This is a genomic window from Brucella cytisi (genome assembly GCF_038433355.1).
In the GTDB taxonomy this organism is placed as follows: domain Bacteria; phylum Pseudomonadota; class Alphaproteobacteria; order Rhizobiales; family Rhizobiaceae; genus Brucella; species Brucella cytisi.
Genome location: NZ_JBCAUP010000008.1, coordinates 1 through 17,147, shown reverse-complemented (window position 1 = coordinate 17,147; position 17,147 = coordinate 1). Strand labels below are relative to the sequence as shown.

Here is a 17,147-nt window from a genome sequence, read left to right as displayed (position 1 = left end):
CAAAATCGCCGAAAATCGAATGGTTCTCGACGTCTAGGCTTAACTTTCTGACGACAATATTAATTTTTGACAGAAATCGCTCGTCATCTGGCCATTTCAACCGGCAACAAGCATTCCAAACTGTTGCTACCGGTTAGCCGACAGGACCTTGGCGCATAAAAACATGCGCCACGACCGGGAAGTCGCAGCGCATGTAAAAGAGAAAGAAATCGAACGACGGCTAAGCGGTTCCGCTTAAGCTGGAATACAGCAACCGTTCCATATCTCTATTTCAACGCACCTACCTCAGGCAAAGCCGCTTCGCAGTTTGGCGGAAATGCTTTAGAAGTCGTCGTTCTTCTCTGGTGCGACGAGGCCTTCGATACCGGCGAGCAGTTCTTCTTCCGACATACGGTCGAAAGTAACTACATCTTCTTCGGCAGCATCTGCGATGCCCTCTACAACTTCATCCGAAGAAGCGGTGATCTGCGCGGGAGCAGCAGCTTCCGGCTCATCGACTTCCACATGCTTCTGCAGCGAGTGGATGAGATCTTCCTTCAGATCATCCGGTGACAGAGTTTCATCGGCGATTTCGCGCAGGGCAACGACAGGATTCTTGTCGTTGTCGCGGTCTATGGTGATCTGTGCACCCTGGGAAATTTGGCGAGCACGGTGACCAGCCAGCAGAACCAGTTCAAAACGGTTCTCGACCTTATCTACGCAGTCCTCAACAGTGACGCGGGCCATGCGCGGTCCCTTTCATTTCTCGAACTTTAATGGATTTTCCCCCACATAACGCTTGTGGAGCCAAATTACAAGCAAAAGCGGAATTGCTCGTGCCTCACCTCATGAAATCTGCCAAAAGAACGTCAACTTCATGGATTCTCCCCATAAAACACTGTAGCGCGTCAAAACGGCACAATATTCTGTAAGCCAGAAAGGGTTTACTGAGACAAGACTCCCTTATAAGTAATTTACTGCAATCAAATAACAACCAATGGTTGCTTGTTTTTCTGTGATATATCCTTAGAAGGCAATAAACGCACTGGTAAAATTTGATACCATCCGCCGTTTAGAAAACAAACTGAATAAGCGGTCGCCGGTCCACTCCAGTCCGACCGTAGAGTGGATATATTGCACGATGTTTGATTCTCGTGAAAAAATTGCCCTTTTTATTGATGGCGCTAATTTATACGCTGCCTCGAAAACCCTGGGGTTCGATATTGATTATCGGAAACTTTTGAAGGCGTTTCAGAAGCGCGGTTATCTGCTTCGTGCATATTACTATACGGCGTTAGTTGAAGATCAGGAGTATTCCTCGATCCGCCCGCTGATCGACTGGCTTGATTATAACGGCTACAAGGTCGTCACCAAGGCTGCCAAGGAATTCACGGATTCTACCGGGCGTCGCAAGGTGAAGGGCAATATGGACATCGAACTGACAGTCGATGCCATGCAGCTCACGGATACAGTCGACCATTTTGTGATTTTCTCCGGCGACGGCGATTTCCGTTCACTTGCTGAAGCTCTTCAGCGCAAGGGGCGCAAGGTTTCGGTTGTTTCTACTCTCACCACCCAGCCAGCCATGATTTCGGATGAACTGCGCCGCCAGGCCGACCATTTCATCGATCTGGTCTCGCTCAAGGCTGAGATTGGCCGCGACCCGTCGGAACGCGCGCCTCGCCGCCAGGATGACGATCTCGACGATAGCTATTGACGCCGTCGTCGAGCCGGTTCATGCAAGGACATGATTTCCGAACCATCTCCCAATTGTGATATCTGCCCAAGGCTGCACGCGTTCCTGCAAGAATGGCGGCGCAAGGAGCCTTCCTGGCATAATTCACCGGTTCCGCCGTTTCTGCCAGCACATGATGACAATGTCCGGCTCCTGATTGTGGGGCTGGCGCCAGGTTTGCGCGGCGCCAATAGAACCGGACGCCCCTTCACCGGCGACTATGCCGGTGATCTGCTCTACAGCACGCTGTGTGAATTCGGTTTTGCCACTGGCAAGTTCGAGGCTCGTCCTGACGATAGTTTGCGCCTGCTGGATGCCAGCATCGTCAATGCGGTGCGCTGCGTGCCGCCGGAAAACAAGCCAATCGGCTCCGAGATCAACAATTGCCGACAATTCCTGTTGCCAATGTTGAGCCGCTTCCGCGAGCTACAGGCAATCGTCACACTGGGAACGATTGCGCATCAATCGACAGTTCGTGCGCTTGGCGCGCCGGTTGCGCGACATCCCTTCGGTCACGACCGGGCAAGCGACATTGGCAGCCTGCGCATTTTTTCCAGCTATCACTGCTCGCGCTATAACACGAATACCGGGCGGTTGACGGATACCATGTTCCGAACCGTATTCCGGAATGTACGCGACTATCTGAATCAAAAGAGCGCCTGAGGCGCTCTCTTACTTTGCTGATCTTTATCCCTTATCCCGCATCAAGCGAGCCTTTTCACGATTCCAGTCGCGCTTCTTTTCCGTCTCGCGCTTGTCGTGAGTCTTTTTACCTCGCGCCAGCGCCAGTTCCAGCTTCGCGCGACCCCGATCATTGAAGTAAAGCTTCAATGGCACCACGGTCATCCCGTCGCGTGATACCGAGTTAAACAAGCGGGACATTTCGCGCTTGCTGATGAGCAGTTTGCGCAAGCGCTGCGGCTCGTGGTTGAAACGATTGCCCTGCGTATATTCCGGAATATAGGAATTGATGAGCCAGAACTCGCCATTCTCAAAGCTCGCATAGCTCTCCGCTATGTTGGATTGATTGGCGCGCAGCGACTTGACCTCGGTGCCGGTCAGGACGAGACCGGCTTCGAGCGTATCTAGAATTTCAAAATTGAAGCGCGCCTTGCGGTTTTCCGCGATGATCTTGCGCACAGGAGAATTCTTGGGCTTGTTCATGATGGCACCATATAATGTGCAATGCCTGAAATGAAAACGCTCCCGAAGCTACGGGAGCGTAAAAATCAGCAAAAGCGGTAAACTTGACGGGTCAGTTGACCAGACCCGCATGCTTCATGGCCTGATCGATCTTCTCTGCCGTCGCGGCTTCCACAGTCACCATGGGCGAGCGCAACGCGTTTTCCACGCGACCAAGACGCGACAGCGCATATTTCGGACCCGACGGATTCGGCTCGATGAAGAGCGCCTTGTGCAACGGCATAAGGCGATCCTGCAATTCGAGCGCCTTGGAGAAATCGCCAGCCTGACAGGCATCCTGGAACTCGGCGCAAAGACGCGGCGCGATATTGGACGTCACCGAGATGCACCCTACCCCACCGTGAGCATTGAAACCAAGAGCCGTTGCATCTTCACCGGAAAGCTGGATGAAATTCTTGCCGCAGGTTTCGCGCTGCTCGGATACACGCTCAATCTTGCCGGTCGCATCTTTGACACCCACAATGTTCTTGTGGTCGCGGACGAGCGTGCCCATTGTTTCCGGCGTCATGTCGACGATCGAACGACCGGGAATATTGTAAATGATGAGCGGGATCGAAATGGAGCGGGCCACACGCGAAAAATGTTCGTAGAGACCACGCTGGTTGGGCTTGTTATAGTAAGGCGTGACAACGAGAACGGCATCAGCGCCAGCTTTTTCAGCATGTTGCGCCAGCTCGATTGCTTCCACCGTATTATTGGAACCTGCACCCGCGATCACGGGAACGCGACCAGCTGCAACCTCGATGCAAACCTCGATTACGCGCTTGTGCTCGTCATGCGACAGGGTCGGCGTTTCACCAGTCGTGCCGACTGGGACGAGCCCTTTGGTGCCTTCTTCGATCTGCCAGTTTACAAATGCGCGAAAGGCTTTCTCGTCGAACGCTCCTTCGGAATCGAATGGCGTGACAAGCGCGGTAATTGAGCCCTTCAGCATTAGTGAACTCCTGAAAAAAGAAAGACTGGACCTCATTCCACCGATCAGCTTGGGATCACCCTGGGGCTTCTGACCGGGTTGAGGCGTTGCACAATAGTCTTGCGACACGAGTGGAGCAAGCGGGGTATACAGGCAAAACAAGGGCAATACGGCAGTTTTGCGACAAAATTTAAAGCGATCCCCAAGCTCCACCAGCTATTCGCTCGATTGCCTTTAGAAACATCGGCGGCCCGAAACAACCAAGATGCGGTAACACCTAAGCGATAACGCTTTATTAAGGACAGATTCATTCCTTGAGCCTATCCTCATCATTGAAATCGCCAGTCAAAAACCGGGCTAAGAAAAGCCGGATTTCAACAACATATTGCACATCAACCAAGTCTTTGTTCTAGTTAGCCAATGTCAAAACAAGTCGCAGCGATATCCCTGAAAAGAAAAGCTCTCCTCGCGAGTTGCTTTGTTGCGGTTGCTCTGCAGCCGGTTATTTCGCTCGCGCAATCCTCGCTGCCGTCCGGCGTTCCCACCCCGCTTGCGCGTCCCTTTGCACCGACGACGACACACCAGTCGCCGATGAATCTGGTGACACCGAAACCGCGTCCAGCCACCCCTGATCCGGTCGTGACGTCAGCGGTCAGCCGCATGGAAAACCCGGCAGCAATTGGCGGAACGCTGAAAAGCGGGCTTGATGCCCTTTCCTCCCGCGACACCGCAAGTGCTATCGCATTCCGCAACGGGATGCCTCGTGGTTCGCTTGACCGCCAGATTCTGACGTGGTCTATCGCGACATCCGGTCTTGATGGTGTGCCGAGCGCTGAAATTGCAACGGCGGCAACAGATTTGCGCGGCTGGCCAGGGACATCGGTTCTGCGCCGCAACTCTGAACGGGCCTTGTTCAAGGAAAATCCAACTCCTGCGACCGTAATCGCAACATTCGGCAATACGCGCCCGCAGACTACAGAAGGCATGATTCTTCTTGCCCGCTCCTATGTCAGCACTGGAAATGCGGGCAAAGCGCGCGAACTGCTTTCACCATGGTGGACTACACAGCGCTTATCAGCCGATGACGAGCAAAAGATCCTGAAAGAGTTCTCTGGCGTTCTGACGCGCGAAGATCATCAGCGCCGTATTCTGCGTTCTCTTTATAATGACCGTATGCAGTCTGCAAAACTGCTTGCAGGCCCGGCACAGGCCCAATCGCTTTACAACGCCTTTGCGGCAGTAGCACAGAAGTCTCCGAACGCCGCCGAGGCGATAGCGGACGTCGACCGCACGTGGCAGGGAAACGCCGCCTATCAGTTCCTGAAGATTCGCTATCTGCGTCGCGCCGAACGCTATAACGAGGCGACAGACCTCATGCTCAAGGCACCACGTCAGGCGTCGGCCCTTATCGATCCTGATGCCTGGTGGGTCGAACGCCGCATCCTGTCACGTGAACTGCTCGACCTTGGCAAACCGCAGCTCGCCTACAAGCTGGTTTCGGCCCACGCCGCCGAATCGCCCACAATGGCCGCAGAAGCGGAATTCCATGCCGGATGGTATGCGCTGCGCGCCCTGAACCAGCCGAAGACGGCTGCGCCACATTTTGCCAAGATCGCAGAAATCTCCTCGCGTCCGATTTCAGCATCTCGCGCCTTCTACTGGCTCGGACGGTCGGCCGAAGCAGGTAGCGGTGGCGATGCGCGCGACTATTATCGCCGCTCCGCCCATTTCGGCACGACATTTTACGGCCAGCTTTCAGCAGGCAAACTCAGCGAGAAAGCACCAGAGCTTATCTACCCAAGGCCAACCGAAGCAGATCGCACGCGGTTTGCCGGTCGTCCTGCAGTGCAGGCAATCAAGCGGCTGGAACAGGTAGGCTACAGCAATCGCGCAACGACGCTCTATAACCAGCTTTCACAGGAACTCGATAGTGTCGGCGAATTGGCCCTGTTGGCTGTTATGGCCGAGCGCAACGAGAATCATTATCTGGCGCTTCGCGTCGGCAAAAATGCAGCACTGCGTGGCCTAGACGTCGGTGCTCTGTCGCATCCGCTCGGAGCAATTCCCGCAAATGCCAATATAAGCGGATCAGGCAAGGCCCTCGCCTATGCTATTGCCCGGCAGGAAAGTGAATTCAATGTAGGCGCCGTTTCGAAAGCTGGTGCGCGCGGTTTGCTGCAGCTTATGCCTGCAACGGCCAAAAGCGTGGCGACCCGCAACGGCATGAGCTTCTCCGCACCACGCCTCACGACGGATGCAGGGTATAATGCGACACTTGGTGCCCATTTCCTCGGCGAGCAGCTTGACCGTTTCAATGGGTCTTATGTTCTTACCTTCGCCGGTTACAATGCCGGGCCCCGTCGCGCGTCCCAATGGGTCGAGAAATATGGCGACCCACGTGGCAAGCCGATCGATCAGGTCGTCGACTGGATCGAACGCATCCCCTATTCCGAGACACGAAACTATGTTCAGCGCGTGATGGAAAATTACGAAGTCTATAAGGCTCGCCTGACAGGAAGTGCCGATATCCAGACCGATCTGATTTACGGTCGGCGCTAGAACATTTCGCGCTTATATCGAGATGGCAGAAATGCCCTGAAATGAAAAAACAGGCTATTCGCCTGCTTTTTTTGTCCGTCGCCGTTTCGATTTAGCGGCTGTTCTGCCGGGCTTTTCCGATTTCCTGACGCTGGCTTTATTTGCTGCATTCGCCAGTTTCGTGGCTTGTCCGATCCAATCCTCACGCTCCACGCGGCGCGGAAAACCTATACCTCGTTCGATCCAGGCTGATTCGTTATCGTTCCAGCTGGCAATCTGGTCGTAGTGAAACACACCAATCCCATTGAGCAACCCCTGAACTGCCCCGCCGATACCCTTGATGGCCGTGAGATCATCCGGCTTTCCATGGTGCGCTGCATCCAGAAGCTTAGGACGTCCCGGATCCTGTTCCGGTTCCGTATTAGCATCCGGCTTTTCCGTCTGCGAAGGCCAGTTCCCAACGAATTCCACGTCCGGCACGGCTTCCATTGGAGGCTTCTCTGACCCGCTCGGCTGTGGCGACGCCCTGGGTTGTGCAACCTTCTCCGGTATTTCAGTCTGTTTCGCCACTTCCGTTTGATCGACAGGCAATGTGGCATGTGCCGCTGCAATGATCGTGCGCTCACGGTCTGGCACCGACGCGCCTTTGCGCCGTACGAACCGGCCCAAAAGACAGCCTACTACGAAAGCGATGGCGACAAGAATAGCCAGTTGAACAATCAGCAACGGCATATGGTTTCCTCGTACTCCAAATTACTCAAACCCGACGAACATATTCGCCGTCAATTTCCCCACCCCAGATTTGCCGCCGCTACTTCGGACCGATCAACCAGCCAACGCCTGCACCGATAAGAACTGCCGCAACGAGAACCGGCCAAAACGATACGGCTAGATAAAGCATTGTCAGGTCCGCCTTCTATTCCTGAAACGGAAGATATGATCCGCTATGCCTTTTCATAAAGTGAAAGGAAAGGCCCGAACAGGCGGACTGTCAATTCCGAACAGAAAACTAACGGGGGACGAGAATCCAAATCAACTCAGCCCTCGCCGCAATTTAAACTACGGTTCGCGAATGTCGGCTCGTTGCAATTTCAGGCCAAAGGGAAGCGGCTGGTTCAATTGGGATCGTATCTTTCGATAGCCGGCATCGTCTGCAGCCTCGCCCTTGATCGAAATATTGAGATCAGAAACCTCGATCTCCCCATTTGTCAGATCAGATGCGAGCTGTAAGGCAAACCCCACCGAATCAGCAAAGCTTGCCCGACTGCCTCGCCCTACGGCCATCTCGTCATCAAGCGAAAGGCCTGGAGCCGTGCTTTCTGCCATCGTCATGATACGGTCTCTAACGTCATTGTCCGGCACAGAACCGGAGAGGACAAGGCCGTCGGCGCTCTTCTTTATCTGTAGCCGGTAGGGTGAAACGAGCGGCAGAACACTTGTCAGGTCTGTGATCTCCCGAATGCCTCTGACCTTTTCAAGCGCATCCCGCGCAGCAGATTGCATTTCTGGATCGGGCGCTATGCCTTTTAGCGTCACGTCGCGACCATCGACGTCGAAGCCCGTCCATATAAAAGGAGCAAGTGCGCCGACGGTACGTGTTGCGATATCCGTCTCGACCCGATCAGTACCAAACCAGAGCGCAAGCGCTGTCAGCGCTGCGGTCCACGTTACACCGGGCCAAAACCATCTAAACATGTCGTGGTGTCTCCACGCTGGAAATCATCGGATGCAAAGCGGCGAACACGTCCCGCTTTCTATTCGTAGAAAGACTGAGTTTCCCCCAAAGGCAAGATCACAATCGTAAAAATCGGCAAACAAAAAACCCGGCAGCGATGCTGCCGGGTTCTTTTTGAACAATCCCGGAGGGATTAGAACGAGCGCTGGAAGCGGACCATGCCCTGGAAAGCATCTTCGCCGTCGAGGCTGATGTTTTCGTCATCCCACTTGGTGTAGGAAACTTCCGGGGTGATCGTGAAGCCAGGAACCAGTTCGTAAGCAACGTTTGCGGTTGCTGCGAAGGTCTTGGTGTCGTCGTAAGCGAGCTGCAGGTTGAAGGCAGCCTTTTCGGTTGCCTGGAACTTGGCGCCACCCCAGACAGCCCAGTCGCCGCCCCACGTGCCGTAGAAGCTGGTGATGCCGCGGTAGGTGTAGCCGTTGCTGCCATCAACGAAGTATTCGTCGTCGTTGGACTTGTAGCCACCCTGTACCCAGACCGAGAAACGGTCCGTGATGTTGACGTCGCCGCGAACCTTACCGGCCCACTCTTCGTTACGGGCGTCATAAGCAACAACACCGGCAATCGAACCCCAGCCACCAGCATACTTCAGACCGCCAACGATGTGCGGCGTGTAGTCGCTCAGCGTTACGTCAACGTCGGAGTCGCCGTTGCCGCCTTCTTCGAACGACAGGATGGCCGAGAAGCCGTTGCCGCCGGTGAAGGTGTAGCTGATGAGGTTGGTGCGGTAGCCGCCAGCGAGGATCACGTCGTCGTTGATGACGTCGCCGAGGTAACCAGGGAAGGTTACGAAGGCCGATTCATCGAGACCAACGCGCAGGCCGCCGAGCTGGATGTAAGCATAACGCAGCGAGCTGTTTTCGCTGGAGCCGTATGCGTCTTCTTCGCCGTCGCCGCCGCCGTTCCAGTTGTAACGCAGTTCGGTGAAGGTCTTCAGAGTGCCGAGTTCGGTTTCCGAAGCGGTCGAGAAGCGGAGCGTTGCACGGGCGTTCTTGCCCCAGGTGTCACGGTCCAGATCGCCAGGCGTACGAGCGTAAACGCGATCACCGCCCTTGGCATCGTAACGAACGTAGCCATGGATACGCAGGCAGGTTTCGGTGCCCGGGATGTAGAAGTAGCCAGCGCCGTAAGCATCGCAGACGCGGACATATTCAACGGCTTCTGGCTCTGGCGCGACGATTGCGTCGGCAGCCTGAGCGCCGGAAGCTGCAACCAGAGCTGCAGCGGAGCCAAGGAGAAGGCTCTTGATGTTCATTTCTGACCTCCAGTCAAAGTTAAAAATGGGTCTGGGCATTCTGATTTGGCTGAAGGACAACCTGTCCCCATCCCCTTTTGAAAAAGTCGCCCCGAAGCGCTCCTTCTTCTGGGTGTGAAGATACTCGCCCGCTTCTTCGTTTCAACATCGAATACACTCTCCCAACCTTTCTGGTGCGTCTATCGGAGAGGGTTGTTGCAGAAAAGACACGAAATTGCCCGTTTCCAGGTAGGCTATTTAGGGTTTATTAACATAGGTGAACGCTAATTAACGGGTCTTAACGCTTGAAAACACGCGATATTTGGCGCCATCACGGTGTTCAGCCCGCGAATCCATGACTTTCCGGCTTCCGGTGGAGAATATGTCAAAGCGCGGTCACGTACTGCCACATTGGCTGATTTGGGTGCGAATCTTCTCTCGTTGTCCAGCCTTAATTGTAACTGTCGCCCCTCAACAAAGGTGGCCGATTTCACGCATATTCCTGATTGCGTATATATAAAGTGCAATAATCCGCAGGAAAATTTACAGATAGGCGCGCAATTCGCTTGAAATGACAAAGCGTACCGGCTATCTCGCCCTTACCGGAGAGGTGGCCGAGTGGTCGAAGGCGCTCCCCTGCTAAGGGAGTAGACCTCATAAGGGTCTCGTGGGTTCGAATCCCATCCTCTCCGCCAGTTGTCTCGACCGACACCCTTCAAGAAAAAAATCGTAAACAATTTGTCTTACTGCCTGCGATTCTGTGCCCATTCGCGTCCGGTTCGGCATTGTTGCACTGCTCTCCGATTTTGTGGCTTTTTCGATTGTGAATCTTTGAAAAGAGTAACCAATTGAAAATACTATTGAATTTCTGGATTCTCCGATTCTTGACTGGAGGTCAGAAATGAACATCAAGAGCCTTCTCCTTGGCTCCGCTGCAGCTCTGGTTGCAGCTTCCGGCGCTCAGGCTGCCGACGCAATCGTCGCACCAGAACCAGAAGCCGTTGAATATGTCCGTGTCTGCGATGCTTACGGCGCTGGCTACTTCTACATCCCGGGCACCGAAACCTGCCTGCGTATCCATGGCTATGTTCGTTACGATGTTAAGGGTGGCGACGACGTTTATGCCCGAGGCGGAAGCTTCTCGCGCCTGCCTGATGGTGGTGCATCGCTCATTCTGGGTGGTAAAGACCGCGACACTTATGCCAAGACCGCTCGTGCAACCCTTCGTTTCTCGACGGCTTCGGAAACCGAACTTGGTACTCTGAAGACCTACATCGAAACGCGCTTCCAGTGGTCTGACGGCAACGATTCCGGCTCAACCGGCACGCTGCGCTACGGCTACATCGAGCTCGGTGGTCTGCGCGTTGGTCTCGATGAATCGGCCTTCGTAACCTTCCCGGGCTACCTCGGTAACGTCATGAACGACGACGTGATCCTTGCTGGCGGCTATCGCACGGGTCTGATCAGCTATACCTTCAACGGCGGCAATGGCTTCTCGGCCATCGTATCGCTCGAGCAGGGCAACAACGTTGATGTCGATTACAATGGCGTCATTGACGACTACATGCCGCACGTTGTTGGCGGCCTGAAGTACGCTGGCGGCTGGGGTTCGCTTGCTGCTGTTGCCGCGTACGACGCAACGAATGAAGAGTGGGCCGGCAAGATCCGCGCCGACATCAATGTCACGGACCGTTTTTCAGTCTGGGCTATGGGTGGTTACAAGTCCAACGACGACACCTACTATGGCTATACAGATGCTGACGGCAACTTCCGTGGTATCCGCGCTATCGACTCGTTCTACGGCACCTGGGGTGGCGACTGGGCTGTCTGGGGTGGTGCTGCATTCAAGGCAACCGAAAAGGCTACCTTCAACCTGCAGCTCGCTTATGAAGATGCCGGCACTTTCGCAGCAACCGCAAACGTTGCTTACCAGCTGGTTCCTGGCTTCACCATCACCCCGGAAGTTTCCTACACCAAGTGGGACGACTCACGTTCGGTTCTCGATGGCGAAGATGCTTTCCAGGGCATGATCCGCTTCCAGCGTTCGTTCTAATTTCAGATCGTCGCTTAAAGAAAATGCGCCAGCGGGAAACCGTTGGCGCACACTCAGTTGAAATGCAGCTCACGAATGCGTGAATTTTGATCCTCCAGAAATGGGGATTTCGAAAAGGATCAAAAGTCGAGGGGAATCACGGGGGACGACAGAAAGCTGGGGGCAAACATGGTCTTTTAGAAAGGTCCAATCATGTCTCCGCATAAAGTTAGCTCACTTATCTTGTGTTCTGTGAATTATTTCATTAGTTGTGCGTCCCATATATCAAAGGGGGGCGTGCAATGATCGTCGTTGGGGAAACGAAGATCGACACGGGCGACAAGTTTGCGCCGATAGTCGACTACAACTTAAAGTACACATCCAGCAAAAATCCGAACCACCGGCTTGTCGAACAATTTTCGGTGGCGGAACTGACGGGGAAATATATCAACATCCTGTGGGATGACGGGTCACACAAGTATAACGTGAAGTCGTTTCTGGGCGAAATTGATGAGATTTTGAAGGGCGCACGCTTTTCAGGTTTCGATCAGGAAATGCTTGATTCCGTCGTCGGTTCTCTTCGTGAGCGTGGCAACAGCAATGCAACCATCAATAGAAAGATGGCTGCGCTGAGCAAGCTGCTGCGAAAGGCACACAAGATGGGAGATATCTTCAATCTACCGGAATTCGTCCGGCAGAAGGAGCGTGTAGGACGTATTCGATTCCTTGAACATGAGGAAGAAAAGCGCCTTTTCGCAGCGATCAAGTCTCGCTGTGAAGATAGTTATCGGCTTTCACTTTTCCTTGTCGACACAGGCTGCCGCCTTGGAGAAGCAATCGGTGTCACCTGGAACGATATTCAGGATCAGCGCGTTACGTTTTGGCTCACCAAATCAAATCGCAGCCGCACTGTCCCCCTCACCCGCCGTGCCCGCAAGGCAGCACATATCCCGCATGAGAAGCTCAAAGGCCCCTTTTCCATGCTCAATCAGGTCCGGTTCCGCCAGATCTGGAATGAAGCGAAGATGGAAGTCGGTCTTGGCACAGACGATCAGGTCGTTCCGCATATTCTACGTCATACCTGCGCGTCCCGTCTGGTCCGTGGCGGGATCGATATCCGTCGTGTTCAGATGTGGCTGGGACACCAGACACTCCAGATGACTATGCGTTATGCCCATTTGGCGACACATGATCTCGATTCATGCGTGAAAGTGCTCGAGGTCCACTAAAACGCAATCCCGACGCGGGTAAGCCGGTTTCGGATAAGATGCGGATTTGGATGAATGCTTGGAACGTCGATCTGATTCAATCAGATCGAAAGGCGCTCTATATGGCTTCGGCACTGCGAATTGGGCTTTAGATTGCAAGCCACCGGCAGTATGGCTGCGACCTTGAGCTTGCCGATATTCGGGTGTTGTCCCGGATAGCTTCACTTTGCATAATTTTATTGTTTAACCAGATTGACGGGCCGCAAGCCTGATCGTTCGCTCGCATTATTCAATCGACTGCAATCATTGTGATGGCACCAGCCAGTGCAAGTTGCTATGCCTTTTCCGGTCGGACAGGCGTTGACGGGGGATGACACTCCCCAGCTCTTCGACTGTCCTCCTCACACCATGCTGGACTGAGAATCGACTGGAAATCGCCATGGCATCGCCTCGCCTTACATCACTCGTCGCAAGCTTGCCCTCTACCGTTCCTTTTACCGGCCCCGAAACGCTGGAGCTACAGCGCGGAAAGCCTTTCTCGGCTCGAATCGGCGCCAATGAAAGCAGTTTTGGTCCAGCGCCGTCTGTCCTTGATGCTATTCGGACCGAAGCGAGCGAAATCTGGAAGTATGGCGACCCCGAAAACTATGAACTGCGTCATGCCATTGCCGCGCATCACGGCGTAAAGCCGCAAAACATTATGCCGGGAGCAGGTGTCGATGCCTTACTCGGGCTGGCAGTCAGACAATATGTTCAGGACGGTGACAGCGTCATCAACTCGCTGGGCGGCTATCCAACCTTCAACTACCACGTTGCGGGTTATGGCGGAAAACTGGTCACTGTGCCTTATATCAACGATAAATCGGACCTCGACGGCCTGCTTGATGCCGCATGCCAGAAGAATGCAGCGATTTTGTACCTCGCCAATCCGGACAACCCGATGGGAACCTGGCATGCGGGTTCGGACATTCAATCCTTCATCGAACGCGTTCCGGAAACCACCATGCTCGTTCTGGACGAAGCCTATTGCGAAACAGGGCCTGCGTCCGCCTTCCCACCTTTTGAAACCGACCGCCGTAACATTTTACGGATGCGCACCTTCTCCAAAGCCTATGGTCTGGCGGGCATTCGTTGCGGTTATGTTGTCGGCAGCGCCGAAACCATCAAGTCTTTCGACAAGATTCGCGATCATTTCGCAGTGAACCGTCTTGCGCAGGCAGCAGCTATTGCGGCCCTCAAGGATCAGGCCTATCTGCGCAACGTAGTCGCTAGAATAATTGCCGGGCGAAACCGCATTGCCGCAATCGCCAAGGCAAATGGTCTTTCGACCATCCCATCTGCCACGAATTTTGTTGCCATCGATTGCGGTGAGGATGGAACTTTCGCCACGGCAGTTCTCAACGGGCTGATCGCGCGTGACATCTTTGTGCGCAAACCCGGCGCCCCCCTGCTGGATCGTTGCATTCGCGTTAGTGTCGGTATTGAAGAGCAGCTCGATCTTTTTGAAGCAGCCCTTCCTGCCGCTTTGGAGGACGCCCGGAAACAAGCAAATACTCGCAAAACTGCCTGAACGGTGGAGCCCCATATGCAGTTTCGATTCGATAATCGACCTCCCAACATTCTTTTCAGCACGCTTGCCGGGCTATGTGGCGCCCTTGCGATCGCTGCTTATGCGGGAGCGGCCCATGGCGGGGACAATCATCTGGGTAACATTGCCCCGCTTCTTCTCGGCCATGCGCCCGCATTTCTGGTGTTGTCGCTCATCATACCGGGCAGCCGTACCGCTTATCTGGGCGGGATATTGCTTGTCATCGGTCTCGCCTTGTTCTGCGGTGATCTCTTCATTCGTGACATAATGGACGATCGAATGTTTCCGATGGCCGCACCGACCGGCGGATCGCTGATGATTCTCGGTTGGCTTGTCGTTGCAACGACGGGCTGGTTTTCAAGAGCCAGATAAAAGGGGCCGAAAGGCCCCTTTCTCTTTAGTTTGTCCTGATCAGATCAGGAATTGCCTTTCAGGCGTGCATTGCAGAGGCTGTAGTAACCGCCGCCCTTTTGTATCCACTTCAAACCACCCAGTGCATTGGCATCTTTCAGCGTATAATACTGCTCGAGGCAGGTGTGCATACGAGCCTTGCCAGCTGATTCATTCGAAAACTTTGCAGAAACCGCCGTTGGAAATTTGACGCCTCTGGGCGCTGCAACCGTTGGGGCTGCTGGTTCACTATTACCATCGGTGCTGAAGGCAACTGGATCCGCCCCCGGTCCGCATTCAGCCTTGCGGAAATCATTCCATTTTGCAACATTGTCAGAACCGGCGTCCTTTGCCGCCTGGTACTTGGCGCTGCACTGCTTCATCGTCAAACCCTTGGCGCTATCATCAGCAGCAGCACTTTTCGCCGTCTTCTTTGCCGGAGAAGCAGATGCAGGAGCTGTGGCCGCATTTGCACCGCATTGCGCCTTGCGGAAATCGTTCCACTTCATGTTGCCAAGCGTTCCTGCATCTTTAGCAGCTTGATATTTCGCGCTACATTCCTTCATTGTCAGGCCCTTGGCGCTGTCATCTGCTGCAGGAGCGGCTGCACTCTTAGCTGCCTTTTTGGCTGGAGCTGCCGGTGCTGCGGCGGCATCTGCGCCGTCTCCACATTGCGCCTTGCGGAAATCGTTCCATTTCATGTCGCCAAGTGTGCCAGCATCTTTGGCAGACTGATATTTTGCGCTACATTCTTTCATCGTCAGGGCATTGGCGGGCGATGAAAAGGCAAATGCTGCAGCACTCATGATGATGGCTGTGCCGGCCATGGCGGTGATGGTTCGAATTGACATCTTGTCACTCCCTATCGAATGCAGCTCTTTCGATCACTTGGCACCTTTTAAACCCAGTGATCTTACTAATATAGAGGAACGGTAGATGTCATTGTTGCTCTCAGCCGTTCCGATTATACGCCAACATTGCGCTCCGCAAAGTTGACTGTCAATCATTTGATCAATATTACCTTCATATCCAATACAAATTTTCTAACGAGCTTTCTTTGCTCGTTATGGTCATGCAGGTACCAAGAAGTAAAATTATAGTACTTCCTGGCCCATGTCCGATTTTTATTCGACCAGAGTTAAAATCCGGGGACGGCGCAGGTGTTAAAGCGGATCATGATCATAGGCGGTGCCGGTTCGGGAAAATCGAGTCTTGCGCGTAAGCTAGGCGACATTACCGGCTTACCGGTGATTCATATCGATATCCTCTACTGGCAGCCAGGCTGGACGATGCGCCCGCGTGACCAGATCGGTCGTCTCACCATCGAAGCGGCCAATCAGGACACATGGATATTCGAGGGCAATCATAGCGAAACTATGAATTATCGTGCCTCGCGGGCCGATATGCTCGTTTTTCTCGATATATCGACAACCCGCCGGCTGTGGCGAGTCCTGAAGCGAACGATAATGCATTACGGACACTCTCGTCCCGACATGGCGGAAGGCTGCGTAGAGCGCTTCGATTGGAACTTCCTGAAATGGGTGGCAGGTTATCGCAAGAACGGTCGCATTCGCGCACTGGCCTTTCTGGAAACTGCGCCCCAGCATCTCACCAAGCTCCATTTGTCCAGTCCGCGTGACGTGGAACGCTTACTGACGCAAATGGCATGCGAAATAAATCAAAACAAACAGCCACCGCAATTGGGATAAATCCACAAAGCTGACCTTGAAATAACAATATTTCAAGCCGTGCGAAGCGTCGAATCGGCTGCTATATTTGATCGTCTCCCAAGACCTGATGCTGCGTGCTTGCCCAACTGTACAGCGCAAATGCATGACACGCCGGAATTCGCTCCGGCACCGTAATTCTTTTTGCCGGATTTCCGGCTTCTCGCTGTTCTGGAGTTTCCACGTGGCCGATATCACTGATAACGCCGCCCCGCTCATCGATGCGTCGAAAGCAGTCACATTTGATCGTCATCGCCTCTATGAAGATGCGATGGCAATGCTGATCGGCACGTCCTTCATCGCGCTTGGTATTACGCTTTATAGCCAGGCAATGCTGATGACGGGCAGCACGGCCGGCATCGCCCTTCTCATCCAATATGCGACAGGCACAGAATTCGGCTTGCTCTATTTCCTGATCAATCTGCCATTCTATTATTTCGCCGTGCGTCGAATGGGCTGGGCTTTCACTATAAGGACCTTCGTCGCCGTCGCCATGATGTCGGGCTTTGCACAGCTAATGCCCTTGAGTGTCGATTTCTCAAGCGTCAACCCGCTCTTCGCCGCACTCATGGGCGGTACCTTGATGGGTATGGGAGTGCTGGCACTTTTCCGACACCGCTCCGGCGTCGGCGGCGTCAACATATTGGCGCTCTACCTGCAGGACGCTTATGGGATAAGAGCCGGCTGGTTACAGCTCGGCCTCGATGTCCTTATCATGCTGGCTTCGCTGTTGTTTATCCCGTGGGAGAACATGGCGCTTTCCCTGATCGGGGCGATTGCCATGAACCTCATCATCGCAATCAATCACAAACCGGGTCGTTATCTCGGCACAAGCTAAGAAAACAAAAAGCCGCCTTGAAGGCGG

The 17,147-nt window shown here is 54.0% G+C and carries 16 protein-coding genes and 1 tRNA gene; 10 read left to right on the top strand and 7 right to left on the bottom strand.

The window, feature by feature from the left end; translation table 11 throughout:
* Positions 1–321: 321 nt before the first annotated feature.
* Complete coding sequence (gene rpoZ / locus AAE521_RS09620; RefSeq protein WP_071631455.1) at positions 322–726, bottom strand: DNA-directed RNA polymerase subunit omega; 405 nt, start codon at positions 724–726, stop codon at positions 322–324.
* Positions 727–1,120: 394 nt separating this feature from the next.
* On the opposite strand from rpoZ, the gene AAE521_RS09615 reads away from it, so the two are divergent.
* Entirely contained in the window at positions 1,121–1,696 is a 576-nt protein-coding gene (locus AAE521_RS09615; protein WP_012092419.1) for a LabA-like NYN domain-containing protein, read from the top strand.
* 30 nt (positions 1,697–1,726) lie between these two features.
* Complete coding sequence (locus AAE521_RS09610) at positions 1,727–2,377, top strand: uracil-DNA glycosylase (protein WP_342061201.1); 651 nt, start codon at positions 1,727–1,729, stop codon at positions 2,375–2,377.
* Between the two features lie 24 nt (positions 2,378–2,401).
* Here AAE521_RS09610 and smpB read toward each other — a convergent pair whose 3' ends face one another.
* A complete protein-coding gene (gene smpB / locus AAE521_RS09605; protein WP_342061200.1) occupies positions 2,402–2,878 on the bottom strand; it encodes an SsrA-binding protein SmpB in 477 nt (158 codons plus the stop codon).
* Between the two features lie 91 nt (positions 2,879–2,969).
* Positions 2,970–3,851, bottom strand: a complete 882-nt coding sequence (dapA, locus tag AAE521_RS09600) for a 4-hydroxy-tetrahydrodipicolinate synthase (RefSeq protein ID WP_071631457.1) — start codon at positions 3,849–3,851, stop codon at positions 2,970–2,972.
* Positions 3,852–4,250: 399 nt separating this feature from the next.
* Here dapA and AAE521_RS09595 point away from each other — a divergent pair, with 399 nt between their 5' ends.
* The gene (locus tag AAE521_RS09595; RefSeq protein WP_342061199.1) at positions 4,251–6,389 is read left to right on the top strand and encodes a lytic transglycosylase domain-containing protein; all 2,139 of its coding nucleotides are present in this window, start codon (positions 4,251–4,253) and stop codon (positions 6,387–6,389) included.
* Positions 6,390–6,443: 54 nt separating this feature from the next.
* On the opposite strand, the gene AAE521_RS09590 is transcribed toward AAE521_RS09595, so the two are convergent.
* From AAE521_RS09590 to AAE521_RS09580, 3 genes are all read right to left on the bottom strand, one after another.
* Positions 6,444–7,100 (bottom strand): 50S ribosomal protein L21, encoded by a 657-nt coding sequence (locus AAE521_RS09590; RefSeq protein WP_342061198.1) that lies wholly within the window; start codon positions 7,098–7,100, stop codon positions 6,444–6,446.
* A gap of 327 nt (positions 7,101–7,427) precedes the next feature.
* On the bottom strand, positions 7,428–8,063 hold the full coding sequence (locus tag AAE521_RS09585) for a BON domain-containing protein (RefSeq protein ID WP_342061197.1): 636 nt from the start codon (positions 8,061–8,063) through the stop codon (positions 7,428–7,430).
* Between the two features lie 173 nt (positions 8,064–8,236).
* Complete coding sequence (locus AAE521_RS09580) at positions 8,237–9,358, bottom strand: porin (RefSeq protein WP_342061196.1); 1,122 nt, start codon at positions 9,356–9,358, stop codon at positions 8,237–8,239.
* Between the two features lie 583 nt (positions 9,359–9,941).
* On the opposite strand from AAE521_RS09580, the gene AAE521_RS09575 reads away from it, so the two are divergent.
* The 5 genes from AAE521_RS09575 to AAE521_RS09555 all read left to right on the top strand — a co-directional run bounded on the left by AAE521_RS09575 (position 9,942) and on the right by AAE521_RS09555 (position 14,537).
* Positions 9,942–10,032: transfer RNA gene (locus AAE521_RS09575), tRNA-Ser, on the top strand.
* Between the two features lie 206 nt (positions 10,033–10,238).
* Positions 10,239–11,390: a porin gene (locus AAE521_RS09570; protein WP_071631462.1), complete on the top strand. Its 1,152-nt coding sequence runs from the start codon at positions 10,239–10,241 to the stop codon at positions 11,388–11,390.
* A gap of 281 nt (positions 11,391–11,671) precedes the next feature.
* Positions 11,672–12,598, top strand: a complete 927-nt coding sequence (locus AAE521_RS09565; RefSeq protein WP_071631463.1) for a tyrosine-type recombinase/integrase — start codon at positions 11,672–11,674, stop codon at positions 12,596–12,598.
* A gap of 418 nt (positions 12,599–13,016) precedes the next feature.
* Positions 13,017–14,147: a pyridoxal phosphate-dependent aminotransferase gene (locus AAE521_RS09560; RefSeq protein WP_342061195.1), complete on the top strand. Its 1,131-nt coding sequence runs from the start codon at positions 13,017–13,019 to the stop codon at positions 14,145–14,147.
* 15 nt (positions 14,148–14,162) lie between these two features.
* The gene (locus AAE521_RS09555) at positions 14,163–14,537 is read left to right on the top strand and encodes a DUF423 domain-containing protein (RefSeq protein WP_342061194.1); all 375 of its coding nucleotides are present in this window, start codon (positions 14,163–14,165) and stop codon (positions 14,535–14,537) included.
* Between the two features lie 44 nt (positions 14,538–14,581).
* On the opposite strand, the gene AAE521_RS09550 is transcribed toward AAE521_RS09555, so the two are convergent.
* On the bottom strand, positions 14,582–15,406 hold the full coding sequence (locus AAE521_RS09550; RefSeq protein WP_374865226.1) for an antifreeze protein: 825 nt from the start codon (positions 15,404–15,406) through the stop codon (positions 14,582–14,584).
* A 309-nt stretch (positions 15,407–15,715) separates the two neighbouring features.
* Between AAE521_RS09550 and AAE521_RS09545 the strand changes: the two genes are divergently transcribed.
* Together AAE521_RS09545 and AAE521_RS09540 are read left to right on the top strand one after the other, a co-directional pair.
* Positions 15,716–16,264, top strand: a complete 549-nt coding sequence (locus AAE521_RS09545; RefSeq protein WP_342061193.1) for a P-loop NTPase family protein — start codon at positions 15,716–15,718, stop codon at positions 16,262–16,264.
* A 202-nt stretch (positions 16,265–16,466) separates the two neighbouring features.
* Positions 16,467–17,120 (top strand): YitT family protein, encoded by a 654-nt coding sequence (locus AAE521_RS09540; protein WP_374865227.1) that lies wholly within the window; start codon positions 16,467–16,469, stop codon positions 17,118–17,120.
* Positions 17,121–17,147: the final 27 nt, after the last annotated feature.